Raw genomic sequence first — 20,731 nt, forward strand, 5'->3', positions numbered from 1 at the left:
AAAAACTTGTACTAAAATAAAGGGCTGGTATACCAATGGCTAGATAAAGCCAGCTCTTTGGCATCAAAAGGTTATAGAAATAACTAAATAATACAACCCAGCTAAATAAAATAATAAAATAAGCTAACTTTTTAAAGACTGTTCTTACCTCCTGTCCTTAACCCTTTCAACATATCTGTATGTTGACAATATAGCTTTCTCCCATATTGACAGATTTCCTTATAATGTATATTCAACCATTTATCCATATCTTTTTGTTCATTTTTCCTAAAAAAGTATGTAGATAGCTGCTGCATGATTTGATAAGATGCATAGTTATGTGGAATATCATTATTTATGGCTTGATGGATTAACCTTTCTAGCAAACGATGGTCTTTGTAATAGATGAGCTCGATTAATTTTGCGCGATATTCCAGCTCCCACCCGCTTAAATTCGGGTAATGTTTATAATCGTTGTAATGTTGAGCTTCATGCTTTAAAAAAGAAACGAGGAACTGATCTTCATTTAAATATTCTCTATAGCGAGGAAGTATACAATAGATTCCTTCCTTAGATGCCCATCCACCTGCTCCTATTTCTCCAAAAGTGGCATAATCTAGCCAACCCAGCATCAAAAAATCATCGAGGAAAAATACTTGAACCGTTTCTATATCATTTAAAAGTTCAACATCTACCTTTTTACTTTCTGTAGTTTGCCAAATATATGGACCATAATGTGGTAATGTCCTTCCTCCGACGAATGAATAGCCCTTCTCTTTAAATAGTTGGCTCAGCTCTTCTTCTATTTCTTCCATCGACTGCGCTTGGCTAGATGTTGATTTACCTAAACCTATTAATAGTTCACTTTCCGCTTGGGAAACATCTTTTCTCCTGGTTAAAACATCTATAAAATAGCTTTGATAACAATTAACTACATACGCTATCCACTTATCAACATGTTGAAAAGGTTCATTCTTCTGAAAGAAGCGCTGTTGATAACTTTTCAACATGGCTTCCTCTTCTGAAGTACGTTGCTCCTTTTCTATTAATTGTTGATAGATTTGTGTGATCTCACCCTGAATACAGAGTTGATAGAGTAAATGTGTCACCCGAAAACCTCCATTTGCTGTTCTTCCTATGTGGGATTCGACATTATTCTTCTATTACCTTCAATATCCTTAACGTTCAACTATGAATCACCTACGGATAACTGTCGTATGATTGCTTCACCCTGTTTTCAAAATGACGATTGTAGATTTCAAAACGAATGATAGTAAAAACAAACGAGCAAATCTTTTCACAATCTTTGCTCGCTTGTTGAGTATATCTAGGATTTATTTGCTGCTCTCATGATTATTCCCATCTACACCAAGCATCGTTTTTGCCATCTTCTCCATTTCCTCCAAACCAGAGAGTTGAGCAAATTCAGCGACTCCAACGGCTGCTGCACTGACAAGTTCGATGATATGCTCTTTCATAAATGGCCATGTCCTTCCGCCCGCTTTTTCATAAGCTGAGATGACTGCATCTAACCCCTCTTCTCCAAAAATTAAATAATGAGAGGTAAAGTCTATAGATACATCACCGACAGCTACTTCAGTCCAGTCTATCAATCCTGTTACCTCTTTCTCTTTATTCACAAGAATATGCCCTGGATGCACGTCACCGTGAAGCAATCCTGTATGATTGGGCCATAGACGATCATTCGCCAACCACTTCTGCCAACGTCTCCAAAGTTCATCGCTTACCCCGTAAATTTCCTTTACCTTATTCATTCTTGAACTCATTTCCTCTTTTGCTTGGGAACTATTAAAAATTTTAATACCAGTATCTTTCACATAGCGAATCGGCGTTCGGTGAAGTTCTGCCAGTATTTCACCTAAAGTTGTGTGATAACGTGTCAAATCACTTTCCTTATCGAAGCTCCAAACATAGTTTTGTATCTCATGATCGATTGTGCCAGCTGGTATACCGTCTAATTGTTTGTAGGCCATACAATCATTCGTGAAAACCTTCCAATGCGGTGCTTTAATGCTCGTATGTTTATAAAGTACTTCAAGTACCGCATGCTCCTGTTTTGAACGAGTCATGGAATCTTCACGGCGTGGTATACGTAATATCCACTTATTATTTTTTTTATCCACAACATGTGCAACTAAGAAATCCATACCTGACTCATTTATTTTAATTTCTTCTTCATCAATCATTAATCCATGTTTGTCAGCTAGTCTTTTCACTTCTTTTTTATCCATTTTTTTCTCTCCTTTATTTCACTTGTTTTATTTGTTGCTCTTCAATTTTAAATATATGATCCGCCACTCTTTTCACGAAAGTTCGGTCATGACTTACCAACAGTACTGTCCCTTCATATGCATGAAGAAAACTTTCTAATGCTTGTATGGCTTTTATATCTAGAAAATTGGTTGGTTCATCTAAGATGAGTACATTATCACTTCCTAAAAATAGCTGACTTAATATAAGTCTGATTGATTCTCCACCACTTAAGGTCATTACCGACTTCTGCAAGTCATTCCCTTCAAAACCCATAGAATGAAGGACTGTACGAACTTTACTTTCAGCATTTACACTGTTTTCATTCATAAATGCTAAAACCGTTTGTACACCATCTAATAAATAATTATGCTGATGATAAACACCAAATGATACATTAGGAGATAGAACTATTCCTTCCCCATTGGAGACAATATGTTTGAGTAAAACCGTTTTACCGGAACCATTCCTTCCGTCAATGGCAATGATCTTTCCTAATGGGAATTGGAAACTGGCATGTGTTAATAATCGTTTGCCATCAACAGATAAAGAGACTCTATCTCCCATTATTGGGTATTTATTATGCATTTGCAGAATTTTTGATTGTGGGAAGTAGTGCATACGATCAACTTCCGGTGTCTTTACCTCTAACTGAGTGATTCTTTGTTCAATTGCCTTTGCCTGACGATGAATATTCCTTTGACTTGTATCTTTTGATTTCGTCATGAACATTCGGTTCGCTTTTGCTTTTGCCTCTTTTTTCGACATTGAATGATTGGCTTGATTCACTTTTTCTGCTTGCTTCATTTTTTCATCCGCTGCTTGAATTAATCTTTGTTTTTCTTTCTTATATTGTTCAAATGCTTGAATATGCTGTTCGTGGGCTAGTTGTTTCTGTGACTCATAGTCAGAATAGTTGCCCACATATTCTGTTACCGTTCCATCTTCAACTTCCCATATTTTTGTTACCAATTGATCGAGCAAGTATCTATCATGACTAATAATAATAAGCGCACCGTAATAATACATAAGCTGATCTATTAAAAAATCTATACCTTCACTATCCAGATGGGTTGTCGGTTCGTCGATAAGCATTCCTTCATAATAGGTGGAAAAAAGTTGAGCAAGTTTTAACCGTGTCTGTTCACCACCACTTAAATGATTCACATCCTCATTTGGCACGGATAACCTTGATAATAACTCACCGTCTGCTTGCCTCGTTTCCGGCACTTCTTTTTGCTCAAAGTAACCAAAGTCAATCTGTTTACTCACACTTCCTTTTAAAGGATAGATCTCCCCATACATAAGCTTTAATAGGGTCGTTTTACCACTACCATTCTTCCCAACAATCCCAATTCGATCATACTGGTAGACTGATAAATAAGGAATCTCTAAAATATTACGATCTAGATATGTCACCTCAATACTTTTCATTTCTAATGTTAATTGTTCCACGTTTCCACTTCCTTTAGTTGAGTGATTAAAGGAATGTGATCATAAAAAAACACAGACGCGCTCGGTTGTCTGTGTTTAGGGTAAACGTATATGGTGGTATTTGTTTTAGAAATAACAAAAAAACACAGACAATCTGCGTTTTCTGTTCGAAATTATCACGATGAAAACCATTAAAAATGTGCAGACTACTCCCGTTTACCCTGTTTATGAAAACAGAGCCTTTGAACATTATTCAATTAGCTGTTCAAAGTAACGTGGCGTAATCTCATACTTGCAGTCATTTTTAATGATCCTCCCTTCTTTTATTAATAATAACTATATTATGTTCTCCATAGATTTGTCAATCAGGCAAAAAATCCGGTAAGATGAATAAAAAGGAGTGAAAGTATAATGGACTTTACCTTTACTTACCCAAAAGATTGTAGCAATGCACCAAAAAAAGAGACGATTAAAGAAATGATACATGCTTTTGCTCGTAAGGATCCCTCCCAAGTTTCTCACTATTTGTCAGAGGATATCCAATGGCAACGGGTGAACCATCAGTCAATCATTGGCAAAGAGAGCCTATTTCATTTCTTTGCTAACACTGAAAATAATCATGTTTTATCTCTACATATTGAGCGAATTATCACCCATGGAAAACTAGCGTCAGCGGATGGGACTTATACTATGTCAGATGGTTCAACATTTTCTTTTTGCCATATCATTACCTTCATTAGTGCCGGAAAAAATACAATGAATGCTGTCAAAACCTTTTTAATTAAACACGATTTGATTTTGACAGGACATTAATTCTCGAAACATTACCTTTTCACTACATAATGTAATTCAACAAATTGATTAAAGGTTCTCGTGCTTTTTAAAGAAAGATTGAATTGATAATCACCTGTCTTAAAAAGGGGAATGCCCTCACCAATGATTCTTGGTGCAACAGTAACAATCATTTCATCTACAAGATTTTCCTGTAAGAATGTATAGAGTAAGTCACCCCCACCGATTAGCCATATGCTTTTTCCCTCACCATTTTTCAAATGATTGGTAAATGCTTTAATATCTGGATGAATAAATTTCACATATTCCGTATCTTCATTTACTGATCGGGAAAACACAAAACATTCCTTATCCTTGTATGGAAAATCCCCCTTCTCTTGTTCCATTACCCAATCATATGTACGCTTTCCTATTAAGATTGTATCCACACCGTTGATAAACTCACCGTAGCCATTATCTCCTTCTGACTCCACACTAAATAACCACTCTAGCGAATCGTCTTTTGTTGCGATATAACCATCTAAACTTTGAGCAATATATAGTACTACTTTTCTCATCATAACCCTCCCAAAAAAGAACAATTGTTCGTATATTTTAACATACATCTTCATTTATATCATCTACACCGAATAGATAATCATACATATTTAAATCCATTGATATTTAAAAATTTAAAATATTACACTTTTTATATTATTATTATAAGGAAACCAATTTTTTAAGGAGGAAACCTATGTTTAAAGTCGGTAGCATTTTTATTCCTGTGTCAGATATTGAAAAATCTTCTTCCTGGTACGAAAAATACTTAGGTGCGACGAAAATTGATGTTTGGGAAGATGGCGCGGGATTTTATTTACCTACTGGGTCAACTCAGTTAGCTTTAATCAAAGTGAATCGTCCACAACCGACGGAATTCACTATACAAGATAAACAAAAAAACGCCTATTATAATTTTGTCGTGGATAACATCGTAACAGCTCATCAGTATTTTAATAATAATGGAGTAATAACGACTGATATTCAACATATGGGAGAGATGGCGTTCTTCGATTTTTTCGATATAGACGGTAATCCATTTAGTGTAGTAAATGAAGTAAAAGATTCACCGTATCATTCAGAGAATGTTAAAAGAATGCAAGAAAAGTGAGAAGGAAAAGTGGTCAGGATATAAGTATGCTAGCTAAGGATTTATATCGAATGATTAGGTATATCTAACAGCTAATCATTCGGGTTTTTTGTAATTTATCTTTTTATATGAAGTAAATAGTGGACCGGAGCGGAAGACACTCGACTCCTGCGGGAAAAAGAGGGGGAGCTTGAGACCCCGAGAAGGCTCAGCCCCTCCACGCGGAAAGCGAGTGTACGAGAGCGCAATAGAACGGATTTGTTTTGTAAATAATGTTTTTTAGACCATAATTTTTTATTGTTCGTATTTGAGTTTAGCTCATTTGGTTATGTCCCAGCCTCCTTTATCCAAAAAAATTAGCTTAATTGAAAAACCCCTTTTAATGGTTTACTATTTATATAATGAACGTTATATCTAAAGGATGTGTGGGTAAATGAGTAAAAAGAAAGAGCAATTACTTGAAAAATCGGAGAAATTATTTGATCAGCACGGCTTTCATACAGTTGGCTTAAAACAAATTATTAAAGAATCTAATGTGGCTCTTATGACAATGTACAACCACTTTGCATCGAAAGAAGTTCTTATTTTAGAAGTGTTACGTAGAAGAGAAGAAAGATATTTTGACATTTTAGAAAATGCCATATCCAATCAGGGCAACTTAGCTATTCGATTAGCCGAGGCACACATCAATTGGTTAAGAATAAACGGCTCAAATGGTTGTATGTTTCTGCGGGCTAGAGAGGAGTATTCTTTAGAACCTTCATTTAATGGTGAGATTGTCGGTTTTACTGAACAACATAAAAGACGGCTCATTGATTTTTTCACAAGTAAAGGATTGAATAGCAACGAGGCACTAAGGCTTGAATTGTTATTTGAAGGAGCTACCGCTTTGGCAGAAGTATTTGCTATAGAGACTGTAGCAACAGAATTTCATCATTCAGTATCAAGTTTGTTTTCGGAATAAAGGGTCTCGCTCTTTATTTCAAAAAAATATAATGAACGTTATATCTATTTGAATGAGGTGAATAAACATGAGAAAAGTAATACTACCTGGATTAGCAATGATTGCTATCACATATGCACTTGCCCGCTTAAGTTATGGCTTATTTCTCCCAAATATCTCGAATACATTGGGCATGAGTGAAGGTGAAGCTGGGCTAGGGAGTTCCATTGCATTTATCGCCTATGCACTTGCTTTATTACTTTCAGCCTTATTGATTAAACATTTTGGCTACCGGAAAGTGACTCTCTTTGCTGGTTGTACAGCCGTTTTTGGACTACTAGGGATGGCTAGTGCGCCATCTATTTTATACTTATATATCAGTCTATTTATAGCTGGTTTAGGTAGTGGATTAGCTTCTCCAGCATTAAGTCAAATGGTACAAAACACTTTATCAAAAGAAAAACTCGACCAAGGAAACACGTGGATTAATAGTGGAACCAGCTTTGGTATTATTTTGACCGGACCCATCGTTATTTTATTGACTGATCATTGGCGGTTAGCTTACTTACTCTTTGCTGTTATTGCTGCTCTTGTATTGATTTGGAATCTTTTTTCTCTTCCTCCTGATGAGAAAAAGGAATCGGTATCAGATAACAATATTAAATATCTATCTGCTATAAAAACAGCTAAATATTTATTAGTTGCTTCCCTTTTAATCGGCGGAAGTTCTTCAATTTACTGGACTTTTTCAAGAAGCTTCATAACTTCAAGCTATGGACTAGGAATCAATGAAAGTGTGATATTCTGGATTATCATAGGATTGGCTGGCATACTCGGAGGCGTTTCAGGAAACTTTATTCAAAAACTGGGATTGTCCCTGTCTTACCGATTACTTGTCTTTTTACTAGCCACGTCTATCTTTCTATTAACAATTCCAAGCGCTGTGGCTATTTACCTTTCAGCTGGTCTATTTGGCAGTACTTATGTTTTCCTCACGGGACTATGTATTGTCTGGGCCACAAGAATTTTTCCCGTTTTGCCAGCTTTAGGAGTAAGTTTATCCTTTTTCGCACTGGGAATCGGGCAATCATTAGGTTCCTATCTCGCCGGTATATCCATTGAAATGACTTCCTATCCTTTTAGTTTCAACATATTTGCCGCCTTTTGCTTAGTCGCTTTGTTTGTCACAACGAAGAAGAAGTCAACGTCATGAACAGGATTTGCCTTTTCATAGCTAATCACCGCTACACAAATAAAGAATAAGCATCAGTTATTGTTTCCTCAAACAATAACTGATGCTTATTCTCTGTTCAGAACTTTCATTTAATTTCAGAGTTGCTTATAGAATGAATGTGACCATTCAAAGAATTCACTTTTAAACTCGCTACCTTTTGTCCTTTAGATTCTTCCAATAAGCATTCCTTATAAATCGGGTTATTTTTAAATTGCTCTAAGACTCTATGAAAATCTTTCTTCTGCTCGTATTCTATACACTCAACTAATTGTTCTCTGTGATTGGTTATTTTTATCGTATGCATACTCTTTGTTGTTTCCCCCACCTATTCTTATTTATTAATATTTATACTGTATAACTGTATATTTTAATTTCCTCTTTATACAGTAACATATTCAACTTTTACTTGAAATTACATTTATAAGACAATGTTAAGATAACGTTAACAAATCAATCAACTAACTTCCACATGCATATATAATGAATGATTATACAATTCCTGAGAATACTAGGGTGCTATAATAATCCTTTCATCGAAGAGGAACTATTTTTTATTCATTTCCTTTTAGAACATCTACAAAAACACTTCTATAAGCAATAACTATCCTTTTTTCTGTATAATCCTCCAATAAAAAGGAAAAGTAAGGCGATCAGAATAATCTACTGATTGAATGTCCGTTTATAACCAACCATCTGCAAAAACAATCAATTATTTCTCCTCTCGCATTCTCAGAGGCTACAGTATAGTTCTCACTATTGTACCTATGATTGAGTCAAGATTGCCTTCGTTGTACAACACTTAAGCGCTCTCTGTTGTTTCCCAACTATCGACATGAACTTTAGCCATTCCTTGGGCATCTTCTTGTCATGTTACTCTTATGTTTATTTCTGCCATCCTCTAGTAAAAAAACCTATTATCCATGAAGGTAATAGGTTATATCAAACAAATTATTTTCTTCTTCGACAGCTAACTCATAATGAGGAGCCTTCTCCATCACAAGCAATCTCGCCTGTTCATTAGGTATTGGGTAGACCATCATACTAAACTCTTTATTAGTGATATCCTAGGCGGCGTCAATTTAATTAAAGCTTGAATACCTTCACGCAGACTTCCACACTCAAGAACGCCACATTACATTACATTTATGATTATTGCCTGTTTAATACTGCAATTAACATTCGGTGTATCACATCATGATCCCGAGTGTCATGTAACTGATAGTTTCCCCCTGGAAGTGTGTACCATTCTTCCGCATCTACATAGGTAATCGCAAGAGTGAGGTTACCTTCTTTGTCAGATGTCGTTCGTAATTCAAGATCCCCACTGATGACACCAACCTCACTAGTCATTACACCATGAGTTGCCTTAAACACAGATGAGATTGTATTCATTTAATTGACTCCTTTCATTGGTTGATTGATTGTTTAATAGGAGCAACTATTGAGCATTCCTTGAAGAGCTGTTTTTTCAGAACTCTGCAAATGCAAACCCCAATTGTATTTTGTATTGATCCACATTTTAGCATAAGCACAATTTGCACCTGCACGAGGTGGTTGCCATGTGGATGGATCTTGGTCACCTTTGGATCGATTTGAGCTGGCTGATACTGCGATGAGCTGTGGTCCATTGAGGTCATTGGCGAAGTCCTCTCTTTTAGCAGTTGACCAACTGCTTGCCCCAGAACGCCATGCTTCTGCGAGTGGAACGACATGGTCAACATCTAATTGTGAGGGGTCATTGAAAGTGATGCCATCATAATAGCTATACCATTTACCTGAAGTTACTGGACAATTACCACTATAATTGTCGGCATCACGCTTTAGGATCACTTGTCTTGTATCACAACCATCCCCTTGACTAATCCAGTGAGGGAATTTTTCTCGACTATAGCCACTCATGGATTCTTCGCTTTGTACATTTAGAGAATTAAGTTGGGCTTGGGTAGTAGATTTGGATGGCAAATCTGGAGGCAAAGCAGAAGCTAATAATAAATCATACTGAAAAACAAGCAATGATAAAACAAACGACAAAGAGAACAGCAACGACTTTTTCAACATAGAATTCCTCCTCATTATAATGGCTGACTATATCAACACTCTAATAAGAGCTGCTAATACCAATCTTGGATAGGACTTTCTATGAGTTTCAGCAAGCATTAAATCACTTTGAAATAAGTTATGTACCTACTTATTAATGGTATATCATAATTACCATAGATTGAAGTTACAATATTATTAATATTTTGTTAATTAAACTTTTTAAGTAGGTCACTTTCTACATACTATAGTTGAAAGAGGTGATTTTCCGGAAAAGAACAACATACTTGAGTTAAATTTTTTTGCTATTGGTATTACTCCTTCTATGTGTATCGCTCTCGGATTCTCTATATCTGAATGCTCCCTTGAAAGTTGTTAATTTTCGCTTTCTCCTTTGAGAACATTGATTCCTCTTTGTCCAATGCCCTCACTCCTATTTCTCCACAAACATGTGCCGTAATCTTCCCTCTCATCTAGTAACTTGTATTCAACTTCCGATCCCACTGATAGTAAATAAAACTTCCCTCTACTCCTTGCATGCCAAAGTCATTTCTTTCTAATACTTTTTGAGAGGAAATATTATCTTTCGTTGTTTTGGCCAAGAGGTGATTGATTTCCTTATTTTGCTGGAGAAGAATTTGCAGTGCATGAGTCGTTATCCCTTTCCCCGTGTATGCCTCACCTATGCGATAGCCAAGATAACCCTTTTTCTCTCGCCAGTCTATATCTACAATATTTATTCTACCGACAATTTCATCTGTTTCATTTTTAATAAGATAGAATAAAGATTTATTTTCTGCTTGCTCCTCTAATAATCCTATTAAGACTTGTAGGAACTGCTCATATATCTCATATCTTACAGGTCTAGGTGGAACACTTTTCTCAAAAAATTGTTTATTCACTTTTTCAAATTTGAACAGTTCTTTTGCGTCATCATTAGAAAGTCTTGTCAGTCTATAAGTCATCGTATAAGCTCCTCATATCGTTTCTTTATCTAATGCTGCAACGATTGCTTGGCCTGCCACTTTTCCTGTAAAAAGACAGCCACCAACAAACGTTCCCTCTAATGAGCGATAGCCATGCACTCCACCGCCACCAAAGCCGGCTACTTCTCCTGCTGCATATAAGCCAAGAACAGGAGAGCCCTTTTCATTTAACACCCTTGCTGATAAATCGGTTTGCAGACCACCTAGTGTTTTTCTACTTAGGAGATTTAAACGAACGGCAATGAGTGGGCCGTTTTTTGGATCAAGAATTTTATGAGGCTTAGCCACTCGTATTAACTTGTCCCCCAGATAGTTTCTTGCTCCTCTAATAGCTGTCACTTGCAAATCTTTTGTAAAAGTATGATCAATCTCACGGTCTCTTGCTTGAATTTGTCTCCCAATTTCATCCACCCGCAACAAATCATTGCCAGAAAGTTTATTCATTGCAGTGACAAGATCACCTAGTTGACTAGCAATAACAAAATCTTCCCCTTTATCCATAAATGCTTTAACAGGCGTTGGTACACTTTTTAATGCTCTGCCAATCACTTTACTAATGCTTTTACCCGTTAAATCTGGATTTTGTTCAGAACCAGATAAGGCAAACTCTTTTTCAATTATTTTATGAGAAAGAATAAACCAAGAATAGTCATAGCCTGTTTTTTTAATTGCCTCAAGTGTACTAAGTGTATCAAAACCTGGATAGTTAGGTGCTTGAAATCGTTTTCCATTTGCATCAAGCCAAATAGAAGATGGTCCAGGAAGAATACGAATCCCATGGTTCTCCCATACAGGCTGCCAATTCTTAATTCCCTCTGTGTAATGCCACATGCGGTCACGGTTCACAATCCTTCCGCCTGCTGCCTCTGTAACCGAAAGCATCCTTCCATCCACATGTGCCGGAACTCCAGAAATCATCTGTTTAGGTGGCTCTCCAAGTCTACTTGGCCAATTTTTACGAATTAGCTCCATATTTGCACCGATTCCTCCACTAGCGACTAAGACGATTTTTGTATCATAGTTAAAGCGACCAACTACTTCTCTATTACTTCCTTCTCCACGTTTCGCTTGGCTAGACTTTAATACGGAGCCACTTACTCCAACAATCATACTACCGTCTGTTATTAATTGCTCCACACGGTGACGCGGTTGATATTGGACCAAGCCTTTTTTCATATGTTCTCGTACTCGGCGTTCAAATGGCTCAACAATGCCTGGACCTGTTCCCCAGACAATATGAAAGCGAGGTACTGAGTTACCAGGGCCATCAGCTAACTGTCCCCCTCTCTCTGCCCAACCGACTACTGGAAAAAAACGAACCCCCATCTTGTGTAACCATGCCCGCTTTTCTCCCGCTGCAAATTCAACATAAGCTTTAGCCCATTGCAACCCCCAATAGTCCTCATCTTCTATCCGATCAAAACCAGCTGTCCCCTGCCAATCTTGCCATGCTAACTCCTTTGAATCCTGTATTCCCATTCGACGCTGTTCAGGGGAATTGACTAAAAACAGTCCTCCAAATGACCACCATGCTTGGCCACCTAAGGATGCTTCTGGCTCTTGGTCTAAAAGTAATACCCGCTTCCCACCATCCGCCATTTCTGCCGTTGCCACCAAACCTGCTAATCCTGCGCCAACCACAATCACATCGTAATCCATTGACCTTTCCTCCATTCATCCATTTATTTAGTTATCATGACTGTTTATTGTTTTTAGGGCGGGTTAACTTACTTTTTTGTTTCACTTCATTTAAATCTATCTCGGGATACGCTCTTTCTATTAATCTATATGTTTCTACTAATAGTTCTTCGAGTTCTTGTAAATCTCTCATAGTTAATTGCCCTATATGAACTTTTTCTAACCTCTCTAGAAAATTTGATGGTTTAACCTTCAATGCGTTGACAGATTTCCTTAACCATTTAAAACCAGGGTGTTGTATGAACTCTTTATTCAATGCAAATTATAATATTAAAATATTCTTTTCAACTGAAAAAAGAACTTGTTGTAACAAATACCAATCATTTCGCTCTAGTAATCCATATCTACTATGCCAGCTATTTGTTACTTCTTTATACTCTTTAATCAAATATATTGTGAGTTCTGTTGGATATCCATCCATCTGTCTTCTTAAACCTTTAAATAAGTCTTTACCAACGAGTGGTATACCACTTTGTAGGCTGGCAAGTAATACTTGTTTTTCAATATCTGCTTTTAGCTTGATTAGAAGGTCATCGATGATCCGCTGAAAAGTTCTCGTGCGAAAATTACTTATTTCATATTTTACGTTAGAGACTATATACGATTCGGACCATTCTTCACCTTCAAATGGATAAAAGTCGAGGATTTTACCCCCTCTTTCCTTTATTGGGTAAAGTCGTTCACCCTCCGTAGGGTCTTTATTCCATTAAACATTGATTTCAATATCTGAATACTCGTCTTCCCAACCACGGGAAACAGATCCAGAAATATATACTATATCAACATTATTCTTCGATAATATTCAGTTACTTTTTTAGCCTCCTCGATCAAAATCATGCATACCATCCTTTTACAAATTTTTATTAATAAACCTTAAAATACTTCACTATATACCAACCCCTAACATTCGTTAAAAAAAGAAAAAAATCCTGCTTTCACAGGATTTCTTCGTCTATGTTAAAGTTTAAAGCGACCAATTAATGATTGAACCTTTGTCGCTAAGTTATTTAAGTGTTGTGCACTTTCCGTCACATTTTCCATCGAACCGCTTACTTCTTCTGCCGATGCAGATGTTTCTTCAATGCCTGCTGCTGATTCTTCTGTCACAGAGGCAATCTCTTCAATTGTACCGTTCATTTCTTGACTATTTGCTGTAATATCGTTAAGATTTTCTGCAATTTGAGCAATACTTTCTCCCATTTCTTGCAGTGATAGGCGGATATCATCAAATGTTTGATTGGTTTCATCCATTTGCTCTTTTCCTTTTTCAACCTCTGTATATCCAGTCTGCAAGGAAACAACGACTTCTTTTGAATCAGATTGGATGGTCATGACAATTGATGTGATATCTTGGACAGATGCTGCCACCTGTTCTGCTAGTTTACGAACTTCTTCTGCAACAACGGCAAACCCACGACCATGTTCTCCCGCTCTCGCTGCTTCAATAGCTGCATTTAATGCAAGTAAATTCGTTTGCTCAGCTACTTCTTTTATCACAGCAACCAACTTTGTGATATCTTGTGTTTGTTGATCCAATGTTTTCATTTTTGCTGTCGTTTGGCTGACAATGTCATGAATTGTCTCCATTTGTTTCGTTGATTGCTGCATATTTAACGTGCCTTTTTCCGTCATAACAAAAACATCTTTTGTCTTTTCTTGAATCCATTCACCATTCGCATTGGTCTCATCAATCTTTACAACAAAATCATTCATAAAGGAAGAAATGTCACTCGCACTTTTCGCTTGTGCTTCTGAACCGTAGGCAAGCTCCTCCATTGTTGTAGCAATCTGTGAAGTACCTGCTTTTACTTCTTCAGAAATTAATTTCAATTCCTCACTTTTGGCTGTTACTGTGTGAGATACGTCTTGAACATCAACGAGAAGTGTTTTTATTTGTTGATTCATCTCATTCGTTGCTATTACAAGGTGACCAATCTCATTTTTATGTTTGATAGGAAGTGGTTCATGCGTAAAATCTCCATCTGCCATACTTTTCATTCTGCCTACTACATCATGCATCGGCTTTGTTAAAGCTCGGGTAATGAAGTACGAAGTAACAATCGCTAACAATAAAACCACACCGATAGTAATTAAATTAGGTAACACGATTGCTTCCCCTTGTTTTTCTAAATCCCTCGTTTTTACTATACCGCCTATTGTCCATCCTGTTGTAGGATTCTCAATATAATGAACAATTTCCTCCTCTAACTCAATACTTCCAAGTGATTGTTCATTAGACTCTGCGGACAAATCTAATGAAGGAGCTTGTCCAATAAGTGCTGAATCAGGATGAGCAACATATTTACCAAAAGGATCGACAATCATGCCATATCCTGTGTCACCTACGTCCATTTTATTGACCATCTCAATTAATGTGTCAACAAGTACATCTGCCCCTACCACACCTACTAATTGATCATTTTGGTAAACGGCTTCAGAAATCGTTATAATCGTTTCCCCTGTACTACCATCTTTATATGGTGCTGTCCAAACAGGATCACCTTCTGCAGCAACCGCCTCCTTATACCAATCTCTTTGCTTTGCAAGGAAATCATTTCCTAAATCAGCTTCAGGATAAATCACCACGTCACCCGTACTCTCACTAGCTGAATAAAGGTTGATGACAGAGTCCGTTGTTTCTTGTGTTTCGCGGAAATAGGCTAAGACCTCTTCATTGTCACCTTCTGACGGAATGATCTCCTCATTCATCGTCATTCGGGTCATGATTTGATGCTTCTGAGTAAAGAACATCTCAAAAGTATCATTTAAACTAATTAATTGTTCTTCTACGTTTTGGTTGAGGATCGTTGTCGTATTTTTAATACTAAAATGGTAACTAACATAACTAACCGTCATGACTGCAATGATAATTAACGCTAAGAACGGCAGCAATATTTGAAATTGAATAGTAGATGTTAAGCGGTTTAGGAATGAGTTTTCCTTCCCCTTTCGATCGAATAACTTGCCCATAAATATTCCCCTTTTTATCTAAAATGCGTGATTAATGACCTATTTAAAATAAATAACCACATCTTTTGTCCTGTTATTTTTATCGGCAGACTAGGATATCCTTACATGTTTATCTATAATGGCAGAAAATTTAGTTTATTCCTCGTATAAAGGGGTGTGACTGGAAGAATGAACATGATTCAAGTTATATTAGTAGAAAGTAATATGGAATAAGGGGACATTCGAATGAAAAAGAGCAAGTGGATTTTATTTACACTCGTTTTGTTTATAGTGGGCATCTACTTTATCGCTGTGAATAAAGAAAAAAGTATCTCCATTGACCAAACAGGACAAGTTCAAGCAGTTGTTGATGAAACGAGTAGTGGGAAAGCTCAAGTTGATTGGCGCTATGTTTCAGCTATGGCAGAAGTGAAGTATGGCATTGAAGAAATAAGTGATGAGGAAATAAGACAACTGACAAATCAATTTATTACCGAAGAAAATGATGATTTTAAAATAAAAGAGATTGATAGAGTTTTAACCGAAAATGAGTACAGCCAAGAAGAAAAGGAAGAAGTGAAAAATTACTATAATCAATTAACAGATCAAATTGAAGCAGCAGACAATAATAACCTAAAAAAAATGCAACGAAACTTTATCAATGATATTGAAGCAATTGCAATAGAAAACTATGAAACCTATCGTATCCTCCCATCAATTACGATTGCTCAAGCCATACTTGAATCCGATTGGGGTAGATCAACCCTCTCATCCGAATATAATAACTACTTTGGCATCAAGAGCCATAATTGGGACGGAGAATCAGTAAACCTAGAGACGAAAGAGTACTATGATGAAACCATTGAGGATGCTTTTAGGGTATATGATCAAATGGAGGATTCCGTAAAAGATCACGGAGAGTTCTTAGCCACTCACGATCGCTACAAAAAAAATGGGCTATTCAATGGCACAACTTATATGGAGCAAGCAGTAGCATTACAAGACGCTGGATACAGTACAATTGAAAATGAACAAGGTGAAAAAATCTATAGCGACCAATTGGCGCAGATTATTCAGCAACACCAATTGCAATTGATTGACAGTAAAGTATATCAATGAAAAGTCCATTGAAAAAATGGATGGACGACAACTACAAATTCGTAAACTAAACAATCTATATCAGGTGTACGAATAAATATTGAAAAACTCCCTTATAAGTACATCTTTACGATCCCTGTCTACTTATAGGGGAGCCAATCTACTTAAGTTTTAACCAGGTTCTTAATCTGTCTTCCCTCTTTCTTTTACTTCTTCAAACCTTTTGTTTTTAAATGCACTTGCATGTTGAATTGTTACATCAGCATTTACTGCTACTTCACTTTTTTCTAAGTAATTCTCTTTGTCCTTTTCCCAACTTTCAAAGTCATTACGATAGAGAATATGCCCAAGGTCAAGAATGTCCACACCTTCCTCTACCCCTAATTGGAAAAGATCTTTAATTTCTTTCGTAAAATTTTTCTTTGTTTCCGCAAGTAATTTGTTATATTTTTGGTCATTCACTTTATTCCCTATACTCGCTTTCACATCCAGTTGAACTTCAAATTGATATTTCCCACCCTCACTACCCAGCAACTTTTTCTTCGTTTTAATATTATCAATAATAATAATCGTATCCTGATTCTCACCATCTGGGACTTTTAATGAAGCTCTTTTTGTACCTGCTGACGTCCACCTAATTCCTTTGATTGCATCTAAACTAAAAAAACCTTTATAGTTCATTTCTTTTAAGAAAAAAGCTCCACTATAAGTCAACTTAGGTTCCTTCTTTTGATTATTCTCCCACTGATTTTCAGTAATCGTAATGCCTGGTAAAAATGTTGTCTTTCCGGGCTCAAATAACTCTCTAAAAAATTGATACAGCTTGATTGGTCTAATCATTGTACTTTGTTTACTTGATCTATCTGGATGGTGTAGTAATGTTTCAAGAGACGATTGTTTAAATAACCCTAGAGTTGACAGCACTTTATCAAGTGGATCCTTTGTAGCAAAAATCCACGGTGTGAACCGGTACTCATAATACCTCGTTAATTCATCTAATACATGATTTAATCCTCGCTTTAAAATAGATTCACTAACAACAATCGTGGAGATATGAGAGAAAATAATGACTTCCTGTTCCGATTTATATAGTTCAAAATACGCATCTAATAACGTTTTACCTGAAGAAGTAGATACATATGTTTGCGCTTGACTTTTTTCTCCCTCAGTTTTTGCAACAGAATCGAGACCCACCAATTGAACATATAATTGGTATTTCCCATCTTTAAAATCCACACCCAAGGCTGTCGCAAAATTAAGGTTCTGAATTTCTTTCATGTCAGACTCACATGCTACACATGTTAAGAGGAGAACGAAACATAGTATGAAGTTTACGACTCTTTTCATTTTCTATTTCTCCTTATGTTTACAATGCCACTCACTTTTTTATTTATGCGAATTGGATCGACCAAAAATGCAAATCGAAACTCGCTTAAATTCAAAGAAGTCACCGGCTCCAAATAAGCCACTTTGAATGACTCTAGTCTTGCTAAGTAAATCACTATACTAATTAGGCTAAGAGCAAAACCGTAAACACCTAAAAAGGTAGAAAACAACATCGTATATATCCTTAAAATGGTCACTGTGCCGGTAAGAGATTGATTTACTAGTGTAAAAGTAGCGACAGCCGCGACAGCGAAAACAACTAGCAGTGTGGGAGAAGCAAGTCCCGCTCTTATTGCAGCATCTCCAATGATAATACCTCCTACAATTGATATGGTTTGTCCTAATGCAGTCGGCATCCGTACACCTGCTTCTCTTAACAGTTCAAATAACATTAGAATTAAAAAGGACTCTAACGGTAATGAAAATGGCAGACCATGCCGGGAAATAACAATCGTTGCTATTAAAGGATAGGGCAATTGATCAATATTGATATTAGATATAGCAAGGAAAAAGGAGGGAACAAAAATAGCTATAAATAAACAAACCACTCTTAGTAACCTTTGGAAAGCTACGATATAATATGGAAAATGGATATCTTCAGGAGATTTAAGCATTCCAAATAAATTCATCGGTCCAATAAGCACAGTCGGTGATCCTTCGACAATGATAACTAATCGCCCTCTTAACAAACATTCTGAGGCAAAGTCTGGCCTCGTGGTGTATTCTAATAGTGGAAAGACAGAAAATGTTTTATCTGAAATCCATTGTTCCAATTGGCCAGCGCTAATGAGACTTTCCACATCTACGTTTTCTATCCTTCTCCTCACTTCTTCTATTATATTTTTCTTTGCTTTCCCCTCTAAATAGACCAACACAGTTTTTGTTTCTGTTTCTCTCCCAATTTGAAAGACTTCACTCTTTAACTTTTCCGTTCTGATTCTCTTTCTAATAAGAGCCAAGTTCGTATGGAGTTCTTCTGTAAATCCGTCTCTTGCCCCCTTTAACGATACTTCTGTTTGTGAATCCTCTGGTGTTCGATGAGGAATTTGAGCGATATCAATGGCAAAATAATTTCTTCTTCCATATACATAGAAGATGACATATCCTGTTAATAAATGATTCACCATATCCTTTGTTTGATGAATCTTCATAAATGTAGGCCATTGCGATAATACTTCTTTTGAGCGATATCCATCATTCAAATAGGTCACAATCGCATGTACATATCGATTATATTGTTCTCTACTAATCATTCCATCAACAAATAAAGTGAGTACATTCTGATTTGTAATTAAGTGAATATCTGATGCTTGATTAAAAAATGCCTCTAAATTCTTCGTTTCCAGCTTTCCGGCATCTAAGAGTTTATCTAATTGTTTATATCGACTTTCCACGGTCATACTCTTTTTCACCCTTTCGGCTAGGAAGATAGCTAACGAACAATAAAATAAGGGTCATAAACACCCCAAAAGATAGGGCAACCTTGTAAAAATAATGTTTAATAATATGAAAAACAATGATATCGCTCGTCTGTAAGGAAACGATGCCATATAAGATAAGGGCTGTTAAAGTGATAAGAATAACCTTCCACCACTTTTTTTGAATATGAATTATTTCCGGAATAAGAAATAAACAAAGTGAGACTCTGATGGTTACACCACTTAATAATTGAAACACCGCTAAAGCATCCACATGGGATATTAAATCCCCAATTGAAACCAGTCTCCATTGTTCAAATGCAGGAAACCGCATATTAGCAGCCATACTTGGACCAAATGATGTTAATGAACCAATGGTTGGTCCCATAATAAGTATCGTTAATACAGTTAATAACAACATTAAATACCAGTATGGTATCTTCTTTTCAAAATAGTGATGAATGATAAAGAAGATAAGTAAATCCACACTCCCACCTAGCACGATGATTACACCTTCAATAACAGAAGCGTCTTTATCAGCAAATAACGGCAATAAGTAGGAATAATCTTTTTCCTCTAAAGTCGCAATCGCGACAAACATACCTAAGCCCCATACAAAAGGCAAGAGAATGGTCGAAGTATAGATGATCGTTTTGATTCCTGAACTCGCTGCCCACACACATAACAAAATGAAGGGTAAAGCGACAATCCATATAGGTGTAAATGGCAAGAAAAAAATATGCACTGATTGGATTAAATCAAAAAATGAAACAAGACCAGCAACACTAAAATACAAGAGAAACAAACTCATAATACTATAAGCAACAAAATTACCTACTCTCTTTTTCAACCATATAAAGGTATGTTCGCCTTCCTTGTTTTTAGATAAAATAAGCTGATACAGAAATATCCAAACAAACATAATACCGTAGGCGATTAATACACTTAACCAAGCATCTCGTTTAGCTAAACCCAACAAATGGGGTAAAATGAGCACATGATTAGATATGCCTATAAATAAAATAATGATAAAAGCAAGTTGAAGGCGAGAAAACTTCATTTATCCACCCTCTCTATCTCCCATAAGATATTGGTATTATTTGTTTAATCGGCTAGCTTATTCCTATTAACTTAAATTAATATTTAGTTGGAAGTTACCTGTTTTTTTGGGGGGTTTAATTGTTCATTCAAAAAAATACAGGAGTTAAATTGCAGAGTAGGGGTCGAAACAGAAGGCTAAATGCAGCAATAAATGAAATTACTTATGTGGCCCAAGGAAGTGATTTTTGAATCAGGACACGCGCAAACTACATTTGCAACGCTTTCGTTTCTGTTTTCGGATTTGTGTATGACTCGCTATTTCCTCTTGCTTCGCTCTCA

Annotated in this window: 18 protein-coding genes; 5 read left to right on the forward strand and 13 right to left on the reverse strand. The window is 36.4% G+C overall.

What is annotated here, in order from left to right; all coding sequences use genetic code 11:
* Nucleotides 1-131: 131 nt before the first annotated feature.
* The 3 genes from MKX29_RS04570 to MKX29_RS04580 form a co-directional block, all read right to left on the reverse strand.
* Entirely contained in the window at nucleotides 132-1,088 is a 957-nt protein-coding gene (locus MKX29_RS04570) for a hypothetical protein (RefSeq protein WP_341104250.1), read from the reverse strand.
* Nucleotides 1,089-1,313: 225 nt separating this feature from the next.
* On the reverse strand, nucleotides 1,314-2,231 hold the full coding sequence (locus tag MKX29_RS04575) for a macrolide 2'-phosphotransferase (protein WP_251162744.1): 918 nt from the start codon (nucleotides 2,229-2,231) through the stop codon (nucleotides 1,314-1,316).
* Between the two features lie 13 nt (nucleotides 2,232-2,244).
* On the reverse strand, nucleotides 2,245-3,705 hold the full coding sequence (locus MKX29_RS04580) for an Msr family ABC-F type ribosomal protection protein (protein WP_341104254.1): 1,461 nt from the start codon (nucleotides 3,703-3,705) through the stop codon (nucleotides 2,245-2,247).
* Nucleotides 3,706-4,095: 390 nt separating this feature from the next.
* On the opposite strand from MKX29_RS04580, the gene MKX29_RS04585 reads away from it, so the two are divergent.
* Nucleotides 4,096-4,497, forward strand: a complete 402-nt coding sequence (locus MKX29_RS04585) for a nuclear transport factor 2 family protein (protein WP_341104256.1) — start codon at nucleotides 4,096-4,098, stop codon at nucleotides 4,495-4,497.
* An 11-nt stretch (nucleotides 4,498-4,508) separates the two neighbouring features.
* On the opposite strand, the gene MKX29_RS04590 is transcribed toward MKX29_RS04585, so the two are convergent.
* Nucleotides 4,509-5,033, reverse strand: coding sequence for a dihydrofolate reductase family protein (locus MKX29_RS04590; protein WP_445662691.1), 525 nt, complete (start codon nucleotides 5,031-5,033; stop codon nucleotides 4,509-4,511).
* A 176-nt stretch (nucleotides 5,034-5,209) separates the two neighbouring features.
* Here MKX29_RS04590 and MKX29_RS04595 point away from each other — a divergent pair, with 176 nt between their 5' ends.
* From MKX29_RS04595 to MKX29_RS04605, 3 genes are all read left to right on the forward strand, one after another.
* On the forward strand, nucleotides 5,210-5,623 hold the full coding sequence (locus tag MKX29_RS04595) for a VOC family protein (RefSeq protein WP_341104261.1): 414 nt from the start codon (nucleotides 5,210-5,212) through the stop codon (nucleotides 5,621-5,623).
* 412 nt (nucleotides 5,624-6,035) lie between these two features.
* Entirely contained in the window at nucleotides 6,036-6,566 is a 531-nt protein-coding gene (locus MKX29_RS04600; RefSeq protein WP_341104263.1) for a TetR/AcrR family transcriptional regulator, read from the forward strand.
* A gap of 67 nt (nucleotides 6,567-6,633) precedes the next feature.
* Complete coding sequence (locus tag MKX29_RS04605; RefSeq protein WP_341104265.1) at nucleotides 6,634-7,758, forward strand: MFS transporter; 1,125 nt, start codon at nucleotides 6,634-6,636, stop codon at nucleotides 7,756-7,758.
* 935 nt (nucleotides 7,759-8,693) lie between these two features.
* Here the strand turns inward: MKX29_RS04605 and MKX29_RS04610 are convergent.
* The 6 genes from MKX29_RS04610 to MKX29_RS04635 form a co-directional block, all read right to left on the reverse strand.
* Nucleotides 8,694-8,816, reverse strand: coding sequence for a hypothetical protein (locus MKX29_RS04610; RefSeq protein ID WP_341104267.1), 123 nt, complete (start codon nucleotides 8,814-8,816; stop codon nucleotides 8,694-8,696).
* Between the two features lie 112 nt (nucleotides 8,817-8,928).
* Complete coding sequence (locus MKX29_RS04615) at nucleotides 8,929-9,171, reverse strand: hypothetical protein (protein ID WP_224934545.1); 243 nt, start codon at nucleotides 9,169-9,171, stop codon at nucleotides 8,929-8,931.
* 33 nt (nucleotides 9,172-9,204) lie between these two features.
* Nucleotides 9,205-9,837 carry an HNH endonuclease family protein gene (locus MKX29_RS04620; RefSeq protein ID WP_341104270.1) on the reverse strand — a complete coding sequence of 211 codons (633 nt, stop codon included), beginning with the start codon at nucleotides 9,835-9,837 and terminating at the stop codon, nucleotides 9,205-9,207.
* A gap of 452 nt (nucleotides 9,838-10,289) precedes the next feature.
* Nucleotides 10,290-10,781 carry a GNAT family N-acetyltransferase gene (locus MKX29_RS04625; protein WP_341104272.1) on the reverse strand — a complete coding sequence of 164 codons (492 nt, stop codon included), beginning with the start codon at nucleotides 10,779-10,781 and terminating at the stop codon, nucleotides 10,290-10,292.
* Between the two features lie 12 nt (nucleotides 10,782-10,793).
* Nucleotides 10,794-12,461, reverse strand: coding sequence for an FAD-binding dehydrogenase (locus tag MKX29_RS04630; protein WP_341104274.1), 1,668 nt, complete (start codon nucleotides 12,459-12,461; stop codon nucleotides 10,794-10,796).
* Between the two features lie 996 nt (nucleotides 12,462-13,457).
* Entirely contained in the window at nucleotides 13,458-15,470 is a 2,013-nt protein-coding gene (locus MKX29_RS04635) for a methyl-accepting chemotaxis protein (RefSeq protein WP_341104276.1), read from the reverse strand.
* Between the two features lie 225 nt (nucleotides 15,471-15,695).
* Between MKX29_RS04635 and MKX29_RS04640 the strand changes: the two genes are divergently transcribed.
* Nucleotides 15,696-16,568 carry a glucosaminidase domain-containing protein gene (locus tag MKX29_RS04640; RefSeq protein ID WP_341104278.1) on the forward strand — a complete coding sequence of 291 codons (873 nt, stop codon included), beginning with the start codon at nucleotides 15,696-15,698 and terminating at the stop codon, nucleotides 16,566-16,568.
* A 162-nt stretch (nucleotides 16,569-16,730) separates the two neighbouring features.
* On the opposite strand, the gene MKX29_RS04645 is transcribed toward MKX29_RS04640, so the two are convergent.
* From MKX29_RS04645 to MKX29_RS04655, 3 genes are read right to left on the reverse strand one after another with little or no spacing between them, the layout of a single operon-like run.
* On the reverse strand, nucleotides 16,731-17,894 hold the full coding sequence (locus MKX29_RS04645) for a Ger(x)C family spore germination protein (protein ID WP_341104280.1): 1,164 nt from the start codon (nucleotides 17,892-17,894) through the stop codon (nucleotides 16,731-16,733).
* Nucleotides 17,891-19,333: a spore germination protein gene (locus MKX29_RS04650; RefSeq protein ID WP_251162757.1), complete on the reverse strand. Its 1,443-nt coding sequence runs from the start codon at nucleotides 19,331-19,333 to the stop codon at nucleotides 17,891-17,893. Before MKX29_RS04650 ends, MKX29_RS04645 begins: the two co-directional genes overlap by 4 nt.
* On the reverse strand, nucleotides 19,311-20,411 hold the full coding sequence (locus MKX29_RS04655) for a GerAB/ArcD/ProY family transporter (protein ID WP_341104284.1): 1,101 nt from the start codon (nucleotides 20,409-20,411) through the stop codon (nucleotides 19,311-19,313). Before MKX29_RS04655 ends, MKX29_RS04650 begins: the two co-directional genes overlap by 23 nt.
* Between the last annotated feature and the right edge of the window lie 320 nt (nucleotides 20,412-20,731).

It is taken from the genome of Cytobacillus sp. FSL R7-0696 (genome assembly GCF_038006865.1).
GTDB lineage: Bacteria > Bacillota > Bacilli > Bacillales > Cytobacillaceae > Cytobacillus > Cytobacillus kochii.